The 20,885-nt window shown below is 61.0% G+C and carries 18 protein-coding genes; 5 read left to right on the top strand and 13 right to left on the bottom strand.

Annotated features, from left to right (window positions below):
- Positions 1-18 precede the first annotated feature (18 nt).
- The 3 genes from ACUN0G_RS11540 (at position 19) to ACUN0G_RS11530 (ending at position 2,503) form a co-directional block, all read left to right on the top strand.
- Positions 19-339, top strand: a complete 321-nt coding sequence (locus ACUN0G_RS11540; protein WP_445573457.1) for a 2Fe-2S iron-sulfur cluster-binding protein — start codon at positions 19-21, stop codon at positions 337-339.
- 20 nt (positions 340-359) lie between these two features.
- Entirely contained in the window at positions 360-1,595 is a 1,236-nt protein-coding gene (locus tag ACUN0G_RS11535; protein ID WP_445573456.1) for an NAD(P)/FAD-dependent oxidoreductase, read from the top strand.
- Positions 1,596-1,669: 74 nt separating this feature from the next.
- Positions 1,670-2,503, top strand: coding sequence for an oxidoreductase (locus ACUN0G_RS11530; RefSeq protein ID WP_445573455.1), 834 nt, complete (start codon positions 1,670-1,672; stop codon positions 2,501-2,503).
- A 4-nt stretch (positions 2,504-2,507) separates the two neighbouring features.
- Here ACUN0G_RS11530 and ACUN0G_RS11525 read toward each other — a convergent pair whose 3' ends face one another.
- The 5 genes from ACUN0G_RS11525 to ACUN0G_RS11505 all read right to left on the bottom strand — a co-directional run bounded on the left by ACUN0G_RS11525 (position 2,508) and on the right by ACUN0G_RS11505 (position 7,451).
- The gene (locus tag ACUN0G_RS11525; protein ID WP_445573454.1) at positions 2,508-2,858 is read right to left on the bottom strand and encodes a nuclear transport factor 2 family protein; all 351 of its coding nucleotides are present in this window, start codon (positions 2,856-2,858) and stop codon (positions 2,508-2,510) included.
- Positions 2,859-2,884: 26 nt separating this feature from the next.
- Positions 2,885-4,195, bottom strand: a complete 1,311-nt coding sequence (locus ACUN0G_RS11520) for an MFS transporter (RefSeq protein WP_177081569.1) — start codon at positions 4,193-4,195, stop codon at positions 2,885-2,887.
- A gap of 31 nt (positions 4,196-4,226) precedes the next feature.
- Positions 4,227-5,015, bottom strand: coding sequence for an SDR family NAD(P)-dependent oxidoreductase (locus tag ACUN0G_RS11515; protein WP_445573453.1), 789 nt, complete (start codon positions 5,013-5,015; stop codon positions 4,227-4,229).
- An 80-nt stretch (positions 5,016-5,095) separates the two neighbouring features.
- On the bottom strand, positions 5,096-6,127 hold the full coding sequence (locus tag ACUN0G_RS11510; RefSeq protein WP_445573452.1) for a hypothetical protein: 1,032 nt from the start codon (positions 6,125-6,127) through the stop codon (positions 5,096-5,098).
- 46 nt (positions 6,128-6,173) lie between these two features.
- Positions 6,174-7,451 (bottom strand): cytochrome P450, encoded by a 1,278-nt coding sequence (locus tag ACUN0G_RS11505; RefSeq protein WP_445573451.1) that lies wholly within the window; start codon positions 7,449-7,451, stop codon positions 6,174-6,176.
- Between the two features lie 216 nt (positions 7,452-7,667).
- On the opposite strand from ACUN0G_RS11505, the gene ACUN0G_RS11500 reads away from it, so the two are divergent.
- Positions 7,668-8,264, top strand: a complete 597-nt coding sequence (locus ACUN0G_RS11500) for a TetR/AcrR family transcriptional regulator (protein ID WP_445575547.1) — start codon at positions 7,668-7,670, stop codon at positions 8,262-8,264.
- A 101-nt stretch (positions 8,265-8,365) separates the two neighbouring features.
- On the opposite strand, the gene ACUN0G_RS11495 is transcribed toward ACUN0G_RS11500, so the two are convergent.
- The 8 genes from ACUN0G_RS11495 to ACUN0G_RS11460 form a co-directional block, all read right to left on the bottom strand.
- Positions 8,366-9,970, bottom strand: a complete 1,605-nt coding sequence (locus tag ACUN0G_RS11495; RefSeq protein ID WP_445573450.1) for a phytoene desaturase family protein — start codon at positions 9,968-9,970, stop codon at positions 8,366-8,368.
- A gap of 95 nt (positions 9,971-10,065) precedes the next feature.
- Positions 10,066-10,887, bottom strand: a complete 822-nt coding sequence (locus ACUN0G_RS11490) for an SDR family NAD(P)-dependent oxidoreductase (RefSeq protein ID WP_445573449.1) — start codon at positions 10,885-10,887, stop codon at positions 10,066-10,068.
- Positions 10,888-10,926: 39 nt separating this feature from the next.
- On the bottom strand, positions 10,927-11,745 hold the full coding sequence (locus tag ACUN0G_RS11485) for an enoyl-CoA hydratase/isomerase family protein (protein WP_445573448.1): 819 nt from the start codon (positions 11,743-11,745) through the stop codon (positions 10,927-10,929).
- Complete coding sequence (locus ACUN0G_RS11480) at positions 11,742-12,713, bottom strand: lactoylglutathione lyase (protein ID WP_445573447.1); 972 nt, start codon at positions 12,711-12,713, stop codon at positions 11,742-11,744. Before ACUN0G_RS11480 ends, ACUN0G_RS11485 begins: the two co-directional genes overlap by 4 nt.
- 47 nt (positions 12,714-12,760) lie before the next feature.
- Positions 12,761-15,292, bottom strand: coding sequence for an efflux RND transporter permease subunit (locus ACUN0G_RS11475; protein ID WP_445573446.1), 2,532 nt, complete (start codon positions 15,290-15,292; stop codon positions 12,761-12,763).
- Between the two features lie 35 nt (positions 15,293-15,327).
- Positions 15,328-16,446 (bottom strand): WD40/YVTN/BNR-like repeat-containing protein, encoded by a 1,119-nt coding sequence (locus ACUN0G_RS11470; RefSeq protein ID WP_445573445.1) that lies wholly within the window; start codon positions 16,444-16,446, stop codon positions 15,328-15,330.
- A gap of 132 nt (positions 16,447-16,578) precedes the next feature.
- Entirely contained in the window at positions 16,579-17,943 is a 1,365-nt protein-coding gene (locus ACUN0G_RS11465; RefSeq protein ID WP_445573444.1) for a DUF1329 domain-containing protein, read from the bottom strand.
- A 30-nt stretch (positions 17,944-17,973) separates the two neighbouring features.
- Positions 17,974-19,626 (bottom strand): DUF1302 domain-containing protein, encoded by a 1,653-nt coding sequence (locus ACUN0G_RS11460; RefSeq protein ID WP_445573443.1) that lies wholly within the window; start codon positions 19,624-19,626, stop codon positions 17,974-17,976.
- 405 nt (positions 19,627-20,031) lie between these two features.
- On the opposite strand from ACUN0G_RS11460, the gene ACUN0G_RS11455 reads away from it, so the two are divergent.
- Positions 20,032-20,877, top strand: a complete 846-nt coding sequence (locus ACUN0G_RS11455) for an SDR family oxidoreductase (RefSeq protein ID WP_445573442.1) — start codon at positions 20,032-20,034, stop codon at positions 20,875-20,877.
- The last annotated feature ends 8 nt before the right edge of the window (positions 20,878-20,885 follow it).

The raw sequence follows: 20,885 nt of genomic DNA, 5'->3' as shown, positions 1-20,885 counted from the left end.
GAAGAACCGGAGCAGAACATGCCCACATTGACGTTTATTGAACACAACGGCACCGAACACCGGGTCAACGGCAGCATCGGCCAGTCGGTGATGCAGGCGGCGACCTTCGCTTCGGTGCCCGGCATCCCTGCCGATTGCGGGGGTGCGTGCAGTTGCGCCACCTGCCACGCCTATGTCGACGAGGCTTGGCTGGCCAAGGTGGCGCAACCGGAAAGGATGGAGACCGACATGCTCGAGTACGCCTTCGAGCGCCAGGACAACAGCCGCCTGAGCTGCCAGTTAATCATCAGCGAAGACATGGACGGCATGGTCTTGCGCCTGCCGTCGTCGCAATTCTGAATACGCGCCAAGGAGCTGTCATGACCCTCGCCTCTGTCGTTATCGTCGGTGCTGGCCAGGCCGGTTTTCAAGTTGCGGCGTCCCTGCGCCAGGAAGGCTTTGAAGGCCGTATAACGCTGATTGGCGATGAGCCCGGCCTGCCCTATCAACGCCCGCCGCTCTCGAAGGCCTACTTGCTGGGCAAGATCCAGGCAACCAACTTGCTGTTTCGCCCTGAAGAGTTCTACGCCACCCAACGCATTGAACTGGTGCATGACCAGGCAACGGCCATCGACCGCCTGAACCGCCGCGTACTGCTTGCGTCTGGAGAAGCCGTGGGCTACGACCACCTGGTGCTCGCCACTGGTGCTCACAACCGCCCGCTGCCGGTGCCTGGCGCAGAGCTGCCGCAGGTGTTCGGCATCAAGACCAGGGCCGACGCCGACGCCCTGGCGCCACTGGCCAAGGCGGCGCGCAACGTGGTGGTCATCGGCGCGGGGTTCATTGGCCTGGAATTCGCGGCCGTGGCCGCCGCCCTCAGCGCCAATGTACATGTGCTGGAGCTGGGTCAACGGCCGATGGCGCGGGCGGTCTCGCGGGAGATGTCCGAGCTGTTTCGCCAGGCCCATGAAGCCTGGGGCGTGCATTTCGACTTCCGCCAGGGCCTGAGCAGCATCGAAGCCGACAATGGCAACGTGTGCGCGGTGCACACCAACGACGGGCGCCGCTTGCCGGCGGACCTGGTGGTGTTCGGCATCGGCGTGATCGCCAATGCCCAGCTGGCGACCGAAGCCGGGCTGGCGATCGAGAACGGGATCAAGGTCGACGCCAATCTGCTCACCTCTGATGCGCAGATCTCTGCGCTGGGCGATGTCGCCAGCTTCCCGTGCCTGCAAAACGACGAACAGCACACCCGCCTGGAATCCGTGCAGAACGCCATTGATCAGGCGCGCGCCGTGGCAGCACGTTTGATGGGCAAGCCTGCACCTTACGCGGCCCTGCCTTGGTTCTGGACTGACCAGGGCGACCTCAAGCTGCAAATCGCCGGGCTTTCCACCGGTTACGACAGCACCGTAGTGCTGGGCTCTGCCGAAAACCGGCAACTGTCTGTGTTGTGCTTTCGCAATGAGCGGCTGGTGGCAGTGGAGTCATGCAACCGCATGGGTGACCACATGGCCGCGCGCAAGATCCTGGCCCGTGCTCCCCGCTTGACGGCTGTCGAAGCCGCCGCCGAAGGCTTCGACTTGAAAACCTGGGAAGCGGCCAACCGCGACTGATCCATTCCCCTTGCGCCGCATCCGCGCCTGGCGTGAGTGCGGCTTTTTTATGCGCAGAGCGCAGGAGCCATCCCATGAACAAAACCTGGTTTATCACCGGCGCGGCACGTGGCCTTGGCGCGGCCATCGCCCGCGCCGCCCTGGATGCGGGCGACAACGTAGTGGTCAGCGGTCGACGCCTTGAGGTCTTGCAAGGCGTCTTCGCCCCCTACGGCGAGCGCGTCCTGGCGGTGGAGTTGGACGTGAGCGACGAAGCCCAGGCACTGGCGGCGGTCGATGCCGCGGTGGCGCAGTTTGGCCGCATCGATGTGCTGGTCAATAACGCCGGTTATGGCCAACTGGCGCCCTTCGAAGAAAACCTCGCCGCCGAAGCCGAACAACAGTTCGCCACCAATGTGTTCGGGGTGTTCAATGTGTGCCGCGCCGTGCTGCCGGTCATGCGCCGCCAACGCAGTGGCCGCGTGTTCAACCTGTCGTCGATGGGAGGCCTGCTGGGCATGGGCGGCGCAGCGCTGTACTGCGCGTCGAAGTTTGCGGTGGAAGGCTTTTCCGAATCCCTGGCCCAGGAGGTCGCGGGGTTCGGCATCAAGGTCACGCTGGTTGAGCCGGGGGTGTTTCGCACCGACTTCCTCGACCCAAGCTCGGCAGTGTTTGGCAGCCGCGGCCTGGCGGACTACGAGGTGTTCACCGCCAAGGTCAAGGGCGCCTCGGCCGCCTACAACCATCAGCAGACCGGCAACCCGGCCAAACTGGGCGCGGCTCTTGTAGGCCTGGCCAACCACGAACAGCCGCCCCTGCGTTATCTGGCGGGTTCGGATGCGTACCAGCAAGTCAGCACCAAGCTGACCGACATGCTCACGCACATTGAACAATGGCGCGAGCTGTCGTTTTCGACCGACGGGGTATGAACGGCTACAGGTCGTTGAAGTAACGCACCGACAATTTGCCCTCTTCGAACCGATACAACTCAATGGTCTCTATACCGCCTTCCAGCTCGCGGAAGGCGTTGAGGTGATGACAGGCAGCCTCGCTACCGTTGACGATGCACTGGCGCACCTCGACACGGATCTTGGGCTGCTGCTGCGCCCACATGCCCTCCAATACCTGCCAGCCATCCTGCACTGGCCTGCCGACGTATTCGATGCTCAAGCCGTTGGGCGACACGCTGCGGTAGTGGGCAAAAAATCCCTGCTTGTCACCCTTGTTCCAACAGTCGACCTGTCCATGCAGGAAACGCTCGATAGCTTGTCTGTCCATGCTCATAAACTCGATGTCCTCAGGGAAAGGCTTCAGGCGGGTTGCTGCTGTTGCCAGGCATACCGGCGCGCCAGGAATGCCGGTTCCATCTTCAGGCACAGCAGGATGGTCGGGCCGATGATCGCGCAGCAGAAACAGCACACCAACACGGCTGAATAGCTGCCGTACACGTCGTAGAGATGCCCGAACAACATCGGCACCAGCCCGGACACGATGGTGATCAGGCACAGGTGCAGGCCGAAGATCCGTGCGTAATCCTTGAGCCCGAAATAACGCGCCATCAGGAACGCCGCCAGATCAAACTCGGCCCCGGCACTCGCGCCGATGCAGAGGGTGGCAAGCACCAGCAACGGCAGGCTTTGCCCGCCGCTGAAATAGAAAATTGCGCAGCCCAGCGCCGGCAGCACCAGGCTGACCGCCGCCACCATCGACGGCGAATAACGGTCCAGCAAGTAGCCCACCAACAGGCGCCCGGCGATGATCGAGATACCGAAGGTACTGAATACCTGGGCCGCCTCCTGCGGGCTGAGCCCTTTGCTTTGCAACATCGGCACCATGTTGGTGACCATGCCGACGGTCAACGACACCGACAGGATCAGCGCCACGTTGAAGCCCCAGTACATGCCGCTGCGCAAGGCTTGCCGGAAACTCATGCCGGACAGCTCCAGCGGTTTGCCCTGCTCGGCCGAATGGCTGCCGGTGGCAGGCCTTGAAAAGTCAGTCGGCAGGCGCAACCACCACAGCGCCAACGGCAATGTGAACAGCAATGGCATCGCACCCAGGGCGAAGAACCCGGCCTGCCAGCCATAGGCCGCAATCAGCCGAGACAACAACGGCGGCAGCACCATGGCCATCAACCCGGTGCCGCACAAGATAATCGCCAGCGCCAGGCCACGGTTGCGCTCGAACCACAGGTTGACCAATTGGGTCCAGGTAATGGCGATGGTGCCGGCACAGACGATCGGCATGGCAAAGAACGCCAGGTACAGCCAGCCAATCGAACCCTGGATCTGGGTGATTGCGAAATAGCCGACGATCTGCAGCACAATCGAAACAATTGCCACGCGACGCAGGCCATAACGCCGATACAACCAACCGACGACCTGGGTGGAAATCGCCACGCCCGCGAAGAGGAACGTGATCGACGCTTGCAAGTCGCCGCGGCTCCAGCCAAACGCTTGTTCCAGCGGAATCACCAGGGTGCCGAAGGCATACAGCAATGCCGCAGTAATACTGGTGCAGATGCCGAACAGTCCGAGCAGGACCACGCGCCAGCCGCGCTTGAATTCGGAAAAATCACTGCCCTGCCGAGGCGCAGTTTTGGTGCGTGTATCAGTCGTCATGGTCTAACTCCCGGCGCAATGCGCGACATGCTTAGTGGCCCTTGAGGATGTCTTCGACCTTGGGCAGTGCGATCATCGTGGCACCACCGTCCACCAGCAGCGACGTGCCGGTGATATAGGAGGCTTCGTTGGAGGTGAGGAACAGCACGGCGTTGGCAATGTCGGCGGACTCACCCAGGCGGCTTACCGGAAAATGCGCGGCCAGTTGATGCGGCAATTCGTTGCCCAGGGTTTCCAGCATATGGTCAGTGCCAATCAGGCCCGGCTCGACCACATTGACCAGGATGCCCAGCGCGCCGAACTCCACCGCCAAGCCACGGGCAAACGCGTTCATGAACGCCTTGCTCGCACCGTAGGCGATCAGGCGAGGGGTGTACTTGCGGTTGGCTTCGCCAGATGAAATAAAGATCAATCGGCCCTTGTCGGCAGCCTTTGACAGATACGGCGCACTGTCTTTCGCCAACCAGAACAACGATTGAATATTGCTGCGCACGATGTGATCGAAGGTGTCATCGGCCATTTCGGCCATCAAGCCGTGGCTGGTGTCAGCCGCGCAATGCACGACGATGTCCAGCTGGCCAAAGCCGTCGACCGCGCCTTGCACCATAGCCCTGATCGCTTCACGGTCGGCAATGTCGCCGCCCACCAGACAGGCTTGCGCTCCCAAGGCCTGGATCTGCCCTACGGTTTCTTCGCCATAACGCGCAGTGCGCGCCGATACGACCACCCTGGCGCCTTCACGGGCATAAGCCAGTGCGATTGCACGGCCCATGCCGCGACCGGCACCCGTGACCAGCACTACTTTGTCGCGATATTTCATCGCCAGATCCCCATTGTTTTTATTAGTCGAGGTGGATGTCGCGGCGGCGGCCGGCCCGCTCGGAGGCGGCCGCCTGGAGGTTATAAGTCCTGGCCTTTGACGTTGCGCGCCGAACCGTTGCGCCGGTCCGATTCACCCCAGCCCAGCCAGTGGGACGGCTCACGGGTATCGCCCACCCGGCGCCAGCGGCCTTCCTGCTGGGCGGTGATCGGGAAGCCGCCGACGAAGTCGATCATCTCGCCCTTCTCGTCCGGCAAAAATTCCCATTGTTCCTTGCCTTCCAGGGTGATCTTCGCGGACTTGAGGAAGTAGCTGCCGTCCTTGTGCTCGGTGAGGCCCTCAATGTCGGTCGTCACCCGCACTTCGCCCTTTTCGTTGTTGAAGATGGCGTAGCCCAAGTGGTCGTGACCGACCATGAAGGAGCCGGTGTCCCAGGTGCCGTCCTTGTACACCGTGACAAACGACCACCAGATCACGTGCTTGTTGTTGTTCACTACCAGGTCTTTCTTGAAGTGGATCGCGCCACCTTCAGCCATGTAGAACTGGTCCAGCGCCATCGCCCCCTTTACCGGGCGGCCTTCGCACACACCGGACAGCTCCCACAACTGCGACACGTAGAACGTGCCCCACTCGACGCCGGGCAGGTACCATTGCAAACCCGGGCCGAGCAGGCGGCCTTCCAGCTGGAACAGGCCCTCTTCCTTCCAGGTCAGGCATTCGCTGTTGGCGGTAATTTCCCAGGCATTACCCGGCTCACCGGGCTGGCTGGCCCAACGCGCGGTGTCGCCGTCCAGGCTGTGCACGGGCAGCGGGGTCAGTGCCTGCTTGGCCATTTTTTCGTGGTCCATGCGCAGGTTTACGTGATCCACGTGGTTGTTCAGGTAGAAGAACTTAGTGGGGTTGGGCGTGCCGTTGGGCGCCATCAGCGAGCGCACGAAGGAGTAGATATTGCCCTCCTCGTCACGCACCGAGCCGAACGGCGAGCTCTTGCTCAGGTGCAGGCCGAAGAACCCGCGCTCGGCGGCCATCGACGCGCCCGTGACCTTGTGCGGGCCGACCAATTGTTGAAAGCCGAAATCACCGCGTTCTGGAATGGTTTTAAACGTTCTCATGCTGCCCTCTTTTGTTTTTGTAGGGATGCTTTGTAGAAAGGTGTGTTCAGTCCCAGATCACCGGGAGTGTGGAAACGCCACGCAACTGCGCGCCGTTGATCTGCGGCACAGGCTGGCTCGGGTCCAGGCGCAGGTTGGGAAGCAGATCGAGGATTGCGTTCACCGCGCTGCTGATCTCGACCTTGGCAACGAACTGGCCGATGCACATGTGGGGACCAAAACCGAAACCGAAAGACGGCTTTGGCTTGCGGTCGATGTCGAAGACGTCAGGGTGTTCGAATGCGGCTTCGTCACGGTTGGCAGACACCACCATGCATTGCACGAAGGAGCCTTTGGGGATCTTCACACCGTGGAACTCCACGTCCTTGGCGGTCTCACGCACCTTGAAGGTGGCGACCGGCTCGAAGCGCGTGGTTTCGTCCATCAATTTGGCGATCAACGAACGGTCGGCTTTCACGCGATCCAGCAGACCTGGAGTAGTCAAAAGCAAAGTCATCACTGAACCGAACATGCGCGTGGTGGTTTCACCGGCTGCCGGCAACAACGAACGCGTGAAGGTGATGACTTCGTGGTCATCTAGGGTCCGCCCTTCGTATTCGGCACGCAGCAGGCGCCCCACCACGTCATCGCCCTGGCTGCCCTCGGCGCGACGCTGCACCACGACTTCCTGCAGCGCGTCGTACAAACCCTTGACCGCAATGCCGGCCTGACGGCGTGCTTCGACCATCTTGGTCGGATCGATCTGGTTGCCACCGACAATGGCCAGCGCCCAGGCAGCGTATTGCTTGTATTTGGAGGGGTCGTCCGAAGGGAACCCCATCAAGGCGTACATCACCCGAATGGGCAGTTCGAGGCCGAATTTCATCAGGTCGGCCTTTTTTGCCGCCAGCATGGGCTGGATGTACTCCTCACGGATCACTTGATCGATCTGCGGGCGCCATTTGTTCACGGTCTCCGGCATGAACGCCGGCTGCAACAACGCCCGGACCTTGCGGTGCTCATCGCCGTCCATCGCGAGGATGATCAAACCGTCGAAGAACGCACCGAGGCCTTCGGCAATGAACCCGCTGGTGTAGGTAGCGCCATCGCGCAACACGCTCATCACATCCTGATAAGTGAACAAGGCGAAGGTCGGACGCGTACCCTGCTGCGTGCCGGCGTTGGTCGGCACACCGAACTGGGTGATGAAATCGCCTTCGTAGATCGGCGACTTGAGGCGCTGTTCACGGCATACCTCGTGAATATCCAGGTCGGTACCGCGGTACAACTGCGACACTGCAGAATAGGCCGTGGCCAGGTCCAACGCTGCGCTCTCGTTGCTCATCAGGATCTCCTATCTCTTGTTTTTATTGTCCGGGCACCGGCTTTACGTGCGGTGTCCGGGCTGCCAACCTATGGTATGCGCTCGTCCAGGAACGGGCAGTCCGATTCGTTTGACCCGGGGTCAAACGAAGTCCCCGCAAACAACACATGCCGGCAGAAGGAACAGAAGGTGGTGACGAAGACCGCAGACGGTGTCGAACAAGGCAAACGCAGCACCATGAATCGCCTGCTCGCGGCTGCACGCATCGAGTTCGCCCGCAAAGGCCTGGCAGGCGCGCGCGTCGAAGCGATCGCCAGTGACGCCGGGGTCACCAAGCAACTGGTCTATCACTACTACGGTTCGAAAGAGGGCTTGTTCGTGGCGGTGCTGGATGAGTCTTCGGACAACATCATGTCCGAGCTGGTCAACCTCAACGTAGAGTCGCTGCCACCGCCACTGGCGATGCGCACTGTGCTCAATCATTTCTTCGATCAGTACCGTTTTGACCCCTTCCTCGGCAGCCTGGCGCTGGAGGGCATCCGCTATCACGACGCCCACGAAACACCGCGTAACCATTTCCTCGAAATGGCCCCGGCGCTGATCGCCAAGCTCGACGCGATCCTCCAGCGCGGAGCGGCCAGCGGAGATTTTCGCGCGGACATCAACCCACGCCTGCTCCTGGCCAGCGCATCCCTGGTGACCACCGGCTGGTTTACCAACAGCTATTCCATGTCAGCCCTGGCGGGCCTGGATACCGATTCCGAAGAAGGCCTGTCGACCTGGCGGCAATACTCGGCGGATTTCGTCCTGGCGGGGATTTCCCTGCGCACATGAGATTTTTTTAGGCGCGAGCCTCAAGCCCCCGGCGTAAACCGCGCCGAGGGCAAGACATTATGGCGAGGAGCAAGCTCCCGCAGGAGTGCGCCGGGAGTGGTTCAGCGAGCCGTTTTCTTCAGGTACGCGCTCACTCGTCGGGCTGCCAACCGCCCAGCCATGCCATTGACCCCGCCACCCGGATGAATGCCCGCACTGCCTAGGTACAGGCCTGCTACCGGTAATGTATCGCCGCCCAAGCCATGGGCCGGGCGCATCGTGCTGGAGCGCAGTGACGTGGTGTCGATATGCACCACGCAACCGTTGACGGTATTCAAGCGCGCCGTAAAGTCCGGTGCCGCTTCGATGTGCCGGCCAATCACCTGGCCCTCAATGCCCTCGATATAGTCATACAACTGCGTCATCACCTGGTCAGCCACTTGCTCGCGCAGGCCATCCCAACCCTGGGTCGGGTTCACCGGCATCACCGGCGGGTAGATGTACAACACGTCCTGCCCCGCCGGGGCTTGGGACGGGTCCGCAGCACTCGGCGCGGCCACGGTGATATACGGCAATTTCGGCACTTCGCCGCGTGAAGAAGCGGCAAAATTCTCCAGCACCGCTTCCTCGGTTCCGATCAACAGGCAGGTATTGCGCAGGTCCACACCATCACCGCGCCACGCTTCAAAACGCGGCAGCGAAATCTGTCCGCGCAGGGCTACGTCCACTTTCAACGGGCCCGAACCCTTGGCGTTGGCTGGCGCCATGGCGATGCGCGTGAGCAGATGCCGGGGGATTTCGCCGGCGGTGACCATTTCCAGCGCCGGCTTGGGGTGACAGCCCGCGATCACGGCGCGCGCAGTGAAGCTGCGGCCATCGGCGAGCTTCACACCCTTGACCTGCCCGCCTTCGGCCACGATTTCACTGACACTGGCCGACACCAGCACCTGCCCGCCCAATTCCTCCAGGCGTGCCTGCAAGGCATTGCTCAACTGTTGCATCCCGCCCAGCACCCGACCTACACCAAAGCGATGAAGGAAGCCGAGCAACGCGTAGTAAATGCCACCGCCATCGGCACTGATATCCCCGGCCAGGCCGGTCAGCGCACACATCGCGGAAATGGTCACCGGGTGCTCGAAACGCTCGCGCGCCGCCTGCAACGCCGAGCCTGTCATCAATGCCATCAGCTCAGGCTTGAGCGCCTTGCGCTTGATCGCCGTGCCAAGAATTTTAAGCTTGGTGCCCAGGTTGGTCTGCGCCGGATCGACGCGCATCATCGGCAGCGCAATGTCCAGGAACAGGTCGATGACCTTCATGAACTGCAGAAATGCGTCCGCGTCCTTGCTGCTGAACCGGCGAATTTCGGCGGCGGTTTTCTCGCGGTCACGCCAGAACACCAGCGAGGTGCCATCCGGGTGCAGGTACACATACCCCGGCGCCATTTCCACCGATTTGAAGCCGTGCCGTGCCAGTTCCAGTTCAACCGGTACATGGGCGTGCACGCGCATGGACATCATGTCCAACGCACAAGGGTGCACCAAGTGCTGTGGCGCCTCGGGGATCAGGTAGCCCGAAGAGGCCATACCGCCAACCTTGTCGAGTGCTTCGAGCACCAGCACTCTCTTGCCTTCCATGCCCAGGTAGCAGCCCGCCGACAGGCCATTGCTGCCGCCACCGACCACGATCACATCAAAGTCATTGTTCAGCGCATGTGGGTTCTGATTCATCACAGGTTTCCAGGTGGTTCCCGCCATGGCGGCGTCTGGCGGCAATGGCGGCAAAAGAGACCGCGACGCGCCCGGCGGGCGCATCGCACCAGACGTTACATGCCGGTGCGGCCCATTTGCGCGAACAGCGCACGCATGGCCACCAACGACGGTGTATGGCTGCTGAAACCGCCATCGGCCACCAGCGTGGTGCCGGTCACGAAAGACGACTCATCACTGGCCAGGAACGCCACCACGTCGGCGATCTGCCGGGGTGTGCCCAATTCGGCGGTGCAGTGGTTATCCCGCAGGATATCCAGCAGCGCAGCGGGCATCGCATGCTCGGAGGGCGCCAGGCCGATCTGCACGGCATTGCCGCGAATGCCCTGCTTGCCGTATTGCGAAGCGACCATACGCGGCAACATCATCAAGCCGGCCTTGGACGTGGCGTAACCGGTCAACGACATGTCGCCCTGCATGCCCAGGCCCGAGGTGGCAAAGATGATCGAGCCCTGGCCGTGTTCCAGCATCACCGGGATCACATGCTTGGTGCACAGCACGGCGCCGCGCAGGTTGACCGCAATGGCGCGGTCCCAGGCCTGCATGTCGAGGTTGACGAAATCACGGTCCAGCTGGCGTTGTTCGGCGTTGAGAATAGCCGCGTTGTTGTGCAGCACATCGATACGCCCAAAGCGCTGGCGCACCTGGGCGATCATGGCCTTGACGTCGTCTTCGGAGGACACATCGGTGCGAATCGCCAGCGCCTGATGCCCTTCGGCCTGTAGCGCCTGGGCTACCGCGCTGGCGCCTTCAAAATTGATGTCGACTACGGCGATGCTTGCGCCATGGGACGCCAGCACCCGCGCGCACTCGGCGCCCAGGCCGCCACCTGCGCCGGTGATGATCGCCACGCGCCCTGCCAGTTTTCCTGTACTCATGTCCTGTTCCTTATGGTTGTCTCGGCACGCCTTTGCGGCTTATTCGCCGGTGAACTGCGCTTCGCGTCGTTCGCTGAATGCCAGCGCCGCCTCGCGGGCATCCCCGGTCGGGGCCAGCAAGGCGAACAGGTCCAACTCCAGGTTCAAGCCGCTCTTGAGGTCCAGTTCCAGCGCTGCCCGCGCTGCCCGTTTGACAAACGCCGACGCGGTCGGTGGTTTGTCGGCAATACGCTGGGCAAAGCCGCGCACTTCGCTCTGCAACGAGGCGCTGTCACTGGCCAAACGGCTGACCAGGCCAATGCGCTGGGCCTGCTCGGCACTCAAGCGATCGCCGGTGAGCAGCATGTCCAGTGCCTGGCCCGGCGCTACCACCCGCGACAGCCGTTGCGTACCGCCACCGCCGGGAATCAGCCCCAGGCCGGTTTCCGGCAACGCGAACACCGCGTCAGGCGCAGCGAAGCGAATGTCACAAGCCAATGCCAGCTCCAGTCCGCCGCCCATGCAATAACCATGAATGGCGGCGATCACCGGCTTGCTCACCGCGTCGAGCGATTCGATCCAGCGCAGTTTCTCCATGCGCTGGCGCACCTGCAGGCTGGACTCGGCACCACGGCGCTCCTTGATGTCGGCGCCGGCACAGAAACCCCGGTCGCCTTCTCCGCGGATCACAATCACGCGGATCGCCGGGTCCTGTTGCAACAGGCTCAGCGCCTGGGGTACGCCCAGGCGGATAGCGTCGTTGATCGCGTTGATTTGCCCCGGGCGCGTCAGAACGATCCAGCCGACCCTGGCCTCCCGCTCCAGGCGCACCGCCTCGTTGATCTGCACGACTGTTTGCTCAGGGTGCGTGGTGGTCATGCAGGGCACTCCTCAAACTCAAAGACCTGGCCGTTGAATTCCTGAGGGTCGACCTTGATCAGCGAGCGACCGTCCACCGCTTGCGACGACTCGATCCACTGGAATCGCGTGCCACGCGCCCGCAAGTCTTCAGCCTTGGCGGCCAGGTCGTTGACGCCGATCCGAATGTAATACGGACCGGGGCCCCAGTTGTTGACGTAGTGGCCGGCGTCGGTATTCCAGTAAGTCGCTTCCAACACATCGAGGGTCGCGCTGTTGGGCACCGTAAAGCCCATCCGCGCGCGGCGGTAGCCTTCACTCTGGATGTTTTGGACCGGGCCGCTTGGCTCCCAGTCGAGGTTGGTCGAGACCTTGCGCAGGGTTTCATCCAGGTCGCGTACCAGGAAACCACGGGCGGTGACGCGCACCATCTCGCCGGGCTTGAGGTCGTGCGGCTGTGCAGGTGGCAACTGGTAGGTTTGCGCCGGCATCTGCAACGGCTCGGTGGGCATGATCTCGATGCACAGGCCGCCATCCACCGACGGCTGGTAATACGGTTGCTCCGGGGTGGCGCCCAGCCACAGCCGGTCGAACGGCATTTCCGGGGTGCGCTGCGCCATGCGGAATGGCAAGCGCCGGCGCATCAGTTTGGCCACCAGGGCGTCGAACTTGTCGCCATGCAGGGCCAGCACGATGGAGTGGGTCAACATCGGCCGGTGATGGCCCTGGAAATCCTTCAGGCTTTCAAGAAAGTCATGGAACAGCGGGTCGCCGGGGTTCGGTCGATCCAGGTGCCATTGCGGCTCAATGCGTGTCGGCGACACGGCCAGGGACTTGTGCACACGCAAGAAATGCGCAATGTACGGGTGGTTATCGAACGCCTGACGCCAGCGTTCATGTTTGTAGATCCCCAGCTTGTCGACCAGCATTTCGGTCATTCCGTCCGGGTCCGGCACCATCATGTCGGCACTCAGCAATAACTCGAACATTTTTCTCTCCTGGCAATGTGCGGCCGGGGCCTGCCCCGGCGATTAAGTCAGCGGGCGCGCCGGGATAAGGCGGCCTTGGTCAATGCGTGGTTGCGCGAATGGGCCGCCGGCCTGTGGCTGTCTTGCTGCTGGCGTGCGTCCTCCAGGTCGAGAGCGGCCCCGCCCTTGGAGTTGCCCTTGGGGTTAAGCAAAAAGTGCGACAGCGCCGGGATCAGCACCAGTGCACCGAGCATGTTCCACAGGAACATGAAGGTCAGCAGGATGCCCATGTCGGCCTGGAACTTGATCGGCGACCAGGCCCAGGTGATCACACCGGCGGCCATGGTCAGGCCGACCAGCGCGACGACGCGACCGGTGAAGTCCAGCGAACGCCGGTACGCCACGGCCAGGCTGCCGCCACGGGCCTGCACGGCCAGTTGCACGCTGAGCAGGTACAACGCGTAATCGACCCCGACCCCCACGCCCACCGCAATCACCGGCAGAGTGGCAACCTTGAGGCCGATGCCCAGCCAGACCATCAGTGCCTTGCAGATAATCGTGGTCATCAGCAGTGGAATCAGCGCCACCAGGGTCGCGCGCCAACTGCGGAAGGTCAGCAGGCATAACAGTGCAGTGGCGCCGTACACCGCCAAGTACATGGTGATGATGCCCTTCTCGACTTCGATGTTGGTCGCCGCCTCGATGCCCGCATTGCCCGCCGCCAGCAGGAACTCCACCGGATGCTCGGCGTCGGCTGCGGTGTTGTGGGTGTTGGCAAAATCTTCGGCCACCTTCAATACGCGGGTCAGCGTATCTGCCTTGTGGTCCGCCAGGTAGGCAATGATCGGCGTCACCGAGCACTGCTGGTTGGTGATCCCCGGCGCGGAAATCATCGCCGCGTCCACGGCCGAGTTGGTAATAGCCTGGTCACGGCTGATGCTCAGCCATTTCGGGCTGCCCTCGGCCATGCCCGAGCTGATCATGCGCACGGTTTCGCCCAGGGACTGGGTGGTCTGTACCCCCGGCGTCTGGCGCAGGCGCCAGGCCAATTGGTCCATGCTTTGCAGCGACTGGTAGAGGCGGCAGCTGTCTTCGTTGGTCTTGACGATGACCACGAACTGATCGCTCGACAGCCCGTAATTGGCGGTGATGTAGGCGTTGTCGCGGTTGTACCGCGAATCGGCACGCAGCTCCGGCGCGCCGGGGTCCAGGTCGCCCACCTTGAGGTGCATCATCACCGCGGTGCCCGCCAGCGTTACGACCAGCGAAAGCGCAATCACCGCCGTGGCCATCGGCCGCTCGGTAAAGCGGTCAAGGCCATGCCAGACGCGCCCAAGCACGCCGCGATTGGCTTCACCCGCCTGATCCTTGGCGATCGCGATACGCGCCGCCTTTTGGCTCACGCCCAGGTATGAAAGCGCCACCGGGATCAACAACAGTTTGGTGAAGATCAATACCGCGACACCGATACTGGTGGTCAGCGCCAGGTCGCGAATCACCGGAATATCGATGATCACGAGCACCGCGAACCCGACGATATTGGTCAACAGTGCCGTCAGGCCGGTGAGAAACAGACGGCGAAAGGTGTAGCGTGCCGCGACGTATTTATGAGTGCCGCGGCCGATATCCTGGAGGATGCCGTTCATCTTCTGTGTGCCATGGGAGATGCCGATGGCGAAGATCAAAAACGGTACCAGAATCGAATACGGGTCCAGTTCGTAACCCAGGATCTGCATCAACCCCAGCAGCCATACCACCCCGGCCACTGCCACACCCACCAGCAGCAGCGTGCTGCGCAGGCAGCGTGTATAGAAATACACAAACAGACCGGCGATCACCACCGAGGCCCCGAAAAACAGCATCACTGAATACAGGCCGTCGATCAGGTCGCCGACCAGCTTGCTGAAGCCGACGATATGAATCGCCACCTTGGGGCTTTCGAGAACGCGAATCTTGTCTTCCAGCTGTTTGGAGAAGTCGCCGTAGTCCAGCGGTTTGCCGGTCTGCGGGTTGGTATCCAGCAGCGGCGCGACAATCATGCTCGACTTGCCGTCATTGGCCACCAGGTTACCAATGATGCCGGCGCGCATGATGTTACTGCGCAGCGCCTGGATCGACTTCGCGCTGCCGTCGTAGTCAGACGGCATCACAGCACCACCGTCGATGCCCTCCTCCGTGACTTCCTTCCAGCGCACGATTGGCATCCACAACGACTTCATCCAGGACCGATCCACGCCGGGAATCAAGTAGAGGGTATCGCTGACCTTTTGCAGGGCGAGCAGATAGTCGGCGTCGTAAATATCACCGGTCTTGTTTTCCACCACTACGCGAATGCTGTTACCCAGGCCTGGCAACTGACTTTTGTAGGCCATGTAGTTCTTGATGTAGGGGCTGGAGCCGGGAATCATTTTTTCGAAGCTGGCATTGACCTGCAGGCGCGTGGCGAAAAAACCCAGCGTCACGGTTGCAAGTAAGCAGGCAACGATAACCAACATGCGGTTTTTGAAAATGACCCGCTCAAACCAGCCGCCGGAGTTCTTGTCGAAGTCCTCCAGGTTGGCAATCACTGGCATCCCGCTGTTGAATTTTTGCTCGACCATATTTTCTGTCTCGTAGGGGAATCGTGCCGACCGCGTTAATCAGCCTTGGCGATATCGATGACCTTGGCGCCGGTAAAGCGCGCCATGACCAGGCTCCCGGCCTGCTCGGTAGCGCTGGCGGCGTACACCTCGCCCACTCGCCCAGTGGCCAGCGGGGTGACTTGCAGGGTCTGGCGATCCACCTTGACCAGTTGCCCGCCCTGGCTGACCACGATCAGGGCATTACCCTGCTCGACAATGCTCACCAGGCTGCTATTGAGCCGGGTGTCCAGGGCCATCCAGCTCTGCCCGTCATCGCGACTGGCAAACAGATTGCCGCGCAGCCCGAAGGCCAGCAGCAGTTGGTCGAAAGCACGAATGCCGAAATAAGTGCCGGTATACGGCGTGTCGATTTTCACGAAGCGTTGCTGTGCGTTGTCCAGGCGCAGTAACAGCCCCTGTTCACCACTGATGTAGAACGTACCGTTGTGCTCAGCCAACCCATACAGGTGCATGCGCTTGGGGTTGTCCGCGCGTTCGATCCAAGGCACCCAGGTTTTCCCGGCATCCTCACTGCGCAGGATCATGCCGAAGGCGCCGACCGCAAAGCCGTGGCCTTGTGCGTCAAACAGCACGTCAAGCAGTGGCGCCGGCAATACATCAGCGGTCGCCGACGAACCCATCGCGCGGTCGATTTCCTGGACCATATCGGCTGCATCCGCGTCACCTTGGGCTGCGCGCCCGCCGTAGACGGTTGTGAGTACGCCGAGCAATTGTCGGCCATCCATTTGCACCGCCCAGCTGAGGCCGCCATCGGTGGTGTGCAGTACCACGCAATCGTGGCCGACAATCCAACCGTTTTGCGCATCACTGAAACGCACTTGCACAAAATCACTGGAGACCGGGCTGGGTATTTGCTCCCAGCTCTGGCCATTATCGCGCGAGCGTTGGATAAGGCCGTGCAGGCCCACACTTACCAATGCGGTACCGGCGCGTGCCACGCCCAGTAACGGCGATGTCAGTGGGCCGTCCAGCACGCTGGCCGGCTCTTGCAGCGGGTCGATCAACGCAGTGGCAGCGTGTGCTTGACCTGCCGCGAGCAGCGCGGCGATCAGGGCAGAGCTCAGCCCTTGCATGAACGGGTTGGACAGTCGTAAAAGGCGTTGGCTAATCATTATTTTTATCCTCACCATGCCAGGGTCGTTCCGCTCACGCACACCACTTGGGTGATGCGCGCGGGCGTTAGACCACCTCTTCAACTGCGCGCACCGCCAAGGTGGGCGCAGGTCACCGCATACAACTTGACGTTAGCGCTGGGTTTCTCGCGCCACGATCGCTTCGGGGTTCATGTCACGTTCGCTGCGGGGTTTATCGACGAATTTATAGCCGCCCTTCAGGCCGTCGTTGAGCAGCGCCCACATGCCTTTGTTGAAGTCGTAGACGACGTTTTTGACGTTGTACGGCAGGGTCTTGTCGTACAGCTGAACGCCGCTGAGGAAGATCGCACGGTACAGCGCGCCGCTCTGGTCCCAGGCGTCGTAAAGGCCGATGCCATAAGTGTCTTCATCCAGGTAATAGGTACGTTTGCTGTAGACGTGGCGCTTGCCTGGTTTCAACGTGGCTTCCACTACCCACACACGGTGCAGCTCCCAGCGTTCGCACACCGGGTTGGCGTGGTGGGTAAGAAACTGGTCGTCCTGCTTGCACTCGAAGTAGGACTTGTAGGCGTTGTACGGGATGTACATTTCCTTGCGGCCCACCAGTTTGTAGTCGAAGCGGTCCTGGCTGCCGGAGAACATTTGCAGTTCGTCGAACAGGGTCACGCCGCCCTGGCTTGCCACCGGGGTATCGAAGGAAAACTCGGGGGCCAGTTTCACCCGGCGTTGACCCGGTGAATAACTGAACGCACGACGCGGCTTGGTGGTGGGGTCCAGGTAGTCGTTGATGCCGGTTACTTCGCCAGAACGCCGCGCCGGGTAGTTGTTGAGTGAATACACCCGTGCATACATGTTCGGGTCGCGGTCAGCCTGCTCGGTCTGGTAGTACGGCTGCTCCTCGAACGTTGCCTGTTCGGCCGCCTTGGTGCGGCTCCCATTGGCATCCATCACCCAGCTATTGGACGAGCTGGTGGTGGAGTAGCCATGGCCGATCTTGTAGCGCAGTTGCTGATTCCAGATCACCTCGTTGCCCGTCTTCGGGATCGGGAACGGCAAGCCGCCACGGCACGCGATGTCCACTGCCAGGCCTTCCTTGGTTGTACTGCAGGTGGTGGCATTACGCGTGGTTGCAGCCAGCACATCCTGCGGGTAGGCCGTGGTGCGGTGGCTGGGGTAAATATCGAAATAGTAATCGGGGAACTTCTTCAGGGCTTCTTTCTGCCCCTCACTGAGTTTGTCGGCGTATTGCGCCATGTTCTGCGCGGTAATGCGAAACAGGGGTTTTTCATCACGGAACGGGTCGGCCCAAAAACCGCTTTCAGGCTTGAAGTCCGCAGGGGCCTTGGTGAGGCCACCGGTATAGGCCGGGATAGTGCCTTCGGCATTACCTGCCTGAATCGACCCGAATGCAGTAAGGGTCTTACCAATCTGTGCCGCTTCTTCCGGGCTGACGGCGGCGATGCTGCTGGCAGCAAAGCCAAGCAGTGCTATGGACAAGGCGATTTGTCGTTTCATTCAGACAGGCTCCGTTTTTATTGGATGTGTTCAGAAGGAGGTTTTGAACGTGAATGCCAACCAGCCACGGTCGGTATTGCCGACGCCGCCGTTGCCTCCAACGGTACCGTTGGCCAGGTTCTTGGACTGGGCATGGGTGTCGGCGTATCGCAGGCCAAACTCATACTGCTGCTGATAGGTGAACTTGACCCCGGTCGACCAGGCCAGCGCACCTTCACTACCACCGCCGGCGGAAGCGGCGTTACCGTGAATGCCGTAGTTGAGAGTCAGGGGCACTTCCATGTCCCACGATGGGAAGATGTTCAGGTATTGCGGCGTGTAGTTCACCGCAGCGGCATAGTAGTTGCGCGTAGAGCAACCATCAGACTCATCACCGGAACCGGCAATGCCAGGGCTGCGCCCACTGGTACAAGCAGCGTTGCCTTTGTATTTGAACAGCTCGTCGTGCTCGGTGACCTTGGCCAGGTGGCTGAAGGCAAACTCGGCGACCAGCGTGCCGTTCTCGGAGATGAAGTTGCGAGGCACGCCATACACGGCGTTGGCGATGAAGTGGATGGTGTCGCCGCGAGGGCCTTCATCATCCAGGGTGCTAACGCCGGTCGCGTTCAACGCACCGTTCATGCGATAGGATAATTCGCTGCCCACCGCGATTGAGTCGAACACCCGCGCAAAGCTGACGCCAGCCAGTTTCACGCCACGCGGGTACACCACGCGGTACTCACCCAGGTTCGCTTTGATTTGCGGGGCCAGCCAGGGCTGGTAGTCGTCGAACTGGCGGTAGTAGGCGCCGAAGGTCGACTCGATGGCTTCCAGGTTGTATTTGGCCATCACCCCCCAGTTGGCGCCGTCGCGACCAAACTTGGAGTTCTGGCGCTTGAGCGCACCCGCACCTACAGGTAATTGGTCTGGGCCTTCAAAGAGAAAGTCTGCGCCGCCGAAGTAGGTGCCGCCGTAAGGGATACGGGTGTTATCCCATTCATAGAAATACTGCCCGGAAACCGACAGTGAATCGGTAATCTGCGCTTTCGCCGAAACCTGGCCAACAGGCAAAAACACTTCTTTTGTCTCAATACCAGGGCTGGTGGCGGCTTTTACCCCGTCGCTTGGTGCCTGGGAGTAGGAAACCGAGTGCGCCCCGAACAACAGGCCTTCGCCCCAGTAGTTGGTGTGACGACCAATCTTGACGTTGACCGGCATGTCGCCCAAGCGGAAATTCTTCCAGACAAATGCATCCAGGATTTCCCCCGAAGGGCCGCGCACGTAGCGCTTTACACCATCGCTGTAGCTGCCGTTTTCGTAGCTGGTCTGGCCACCCACCTGGCTTTTTACGCCGGTGTCGCGATAAGCGTTGTCGTACCAACCGGCGAGGCTTAGACGAGCGCCCCACTCGTTAAGGTACGAGAAGTCGACCTCAGTAAACAGATCGACCCGATTTGTCACGATGTCGTGTTTGCCGAACTTGCTATCGGACTCATCGTAAGTGGGGGTGTTCATGATGCGACTGTCCTGGCCATCCATGCGCATGCCCAGGTTGTAACGCACCGTGTTGTCCCAACGTAAGCGGTAATCGGGATTGCTCAGGTCAAACGAAACTGCGTGGGCACAGCTCATGCTGCTGAGCACCGCCAGGGCGACAGCGCTACGGCTGAGCACCTGCCGACCATGCTTGGTCTTGCCTTTCATACGAGCCACCTTTTATTTTTATTTTCAGTCGTTTATGTGAGATCGGTAGAACGCTTGCTGCTCTGTTACGGGGGGGGATGCCCCCGCTCCAAGCTTCTCAGCCCTATCTGTTCAACTTCCCAACAGCTGCAGGCCCAGCGGCTTGGAAATTAAATTAACCGAGAAAAACGAATAATTCCATATAAAGATTTCAATTCTATATTAAGAATCTCAAGCTTCAGCGTCCTATTGGTCCCGAACACACAACCTACCGACCTCGGCACAACCACGAAGACATATTGCACATAAAAAACTTAACTGTTCAATTATGTTTTGATCCAGCGCCGCTTTGCGTTTTAATGAGCCCGCCGGACGCGACCGTCGCGCCGTTGCAACGCCAATAAAAATAAAAGGAAAATGCCTCGAATGAACATCGACCTCAGGGGAAAACGAGTCATCGTCACAGGCGCTTCCAGGGGGATCGGCCTTGCTATTGCAAGCGCGTACGCCCTTGAAGGTGCGCGCGTGGCGATTTGCGCGCGCAGCCAGGATGCAGTCGACGCTGCCGCCGAAAAACTGCGTGAAACCGCCGAGCAAATATTGGCGCGCGTGGTGGATGTCACCGACACACAGGGTGTTCAACACTTCGTCAGTGAAGTGGCCGAGGCATGGGGTGGCGTGGACATTTTGGTCAATAACGCCGGTCAAGGGCGTGGCGGCAGCCTCGAAACGCTCACCCCGGAGGCCATTCTTGAACACGCGAATGTGCTGCAAATGGGCCATTTCCGTTTCGTCCAGGCGGTAGTGCCGCACATGCGCAAGCAGCAGTGGGGGCGGATTATCGAAATCAATGCGCTCGCCGGTACGGTCCCGACGCCGGACGGCATTCCCTCGGTGATCAACCGCGCTTCGTGTATCGCCCTCTCGCGCTCACTGGGAATGTCCCTGGCCAAGGACAACATCCTGGTCAACAGCCTGAACATGGGTTGGATCGACACCGGCCAGTGGGACCGCCATTACCGGGAAATGGGGCCTGGGGTCAGCCGCGAAGAGTTTGACGCGATGGTGCTGAAAGTGGTGCCCATCGGGCGTTACGGCAAACCCGAAGACGTCGCCGGCATGGTGTTGTTCCTGTCCAGCGAGTACGCCAGTTTCATCAGTGCCGCCTCGATCGACATCGCGGGGGGCATGGGGGGGCAGATTGCGTATTTCCCGACGCTCAAGCGCGATTTTGCACAGGCGGTCAAGGCGCGTAACGCGGCTGATCAATAACACAGGCA

The sequence above is a fragment of the Pseudomonas sp. 32A genome (genome assembly GCF_052682255.1).
This window is presented reverse-complemented; position numbering and strand designations above follow the sequence as displayed.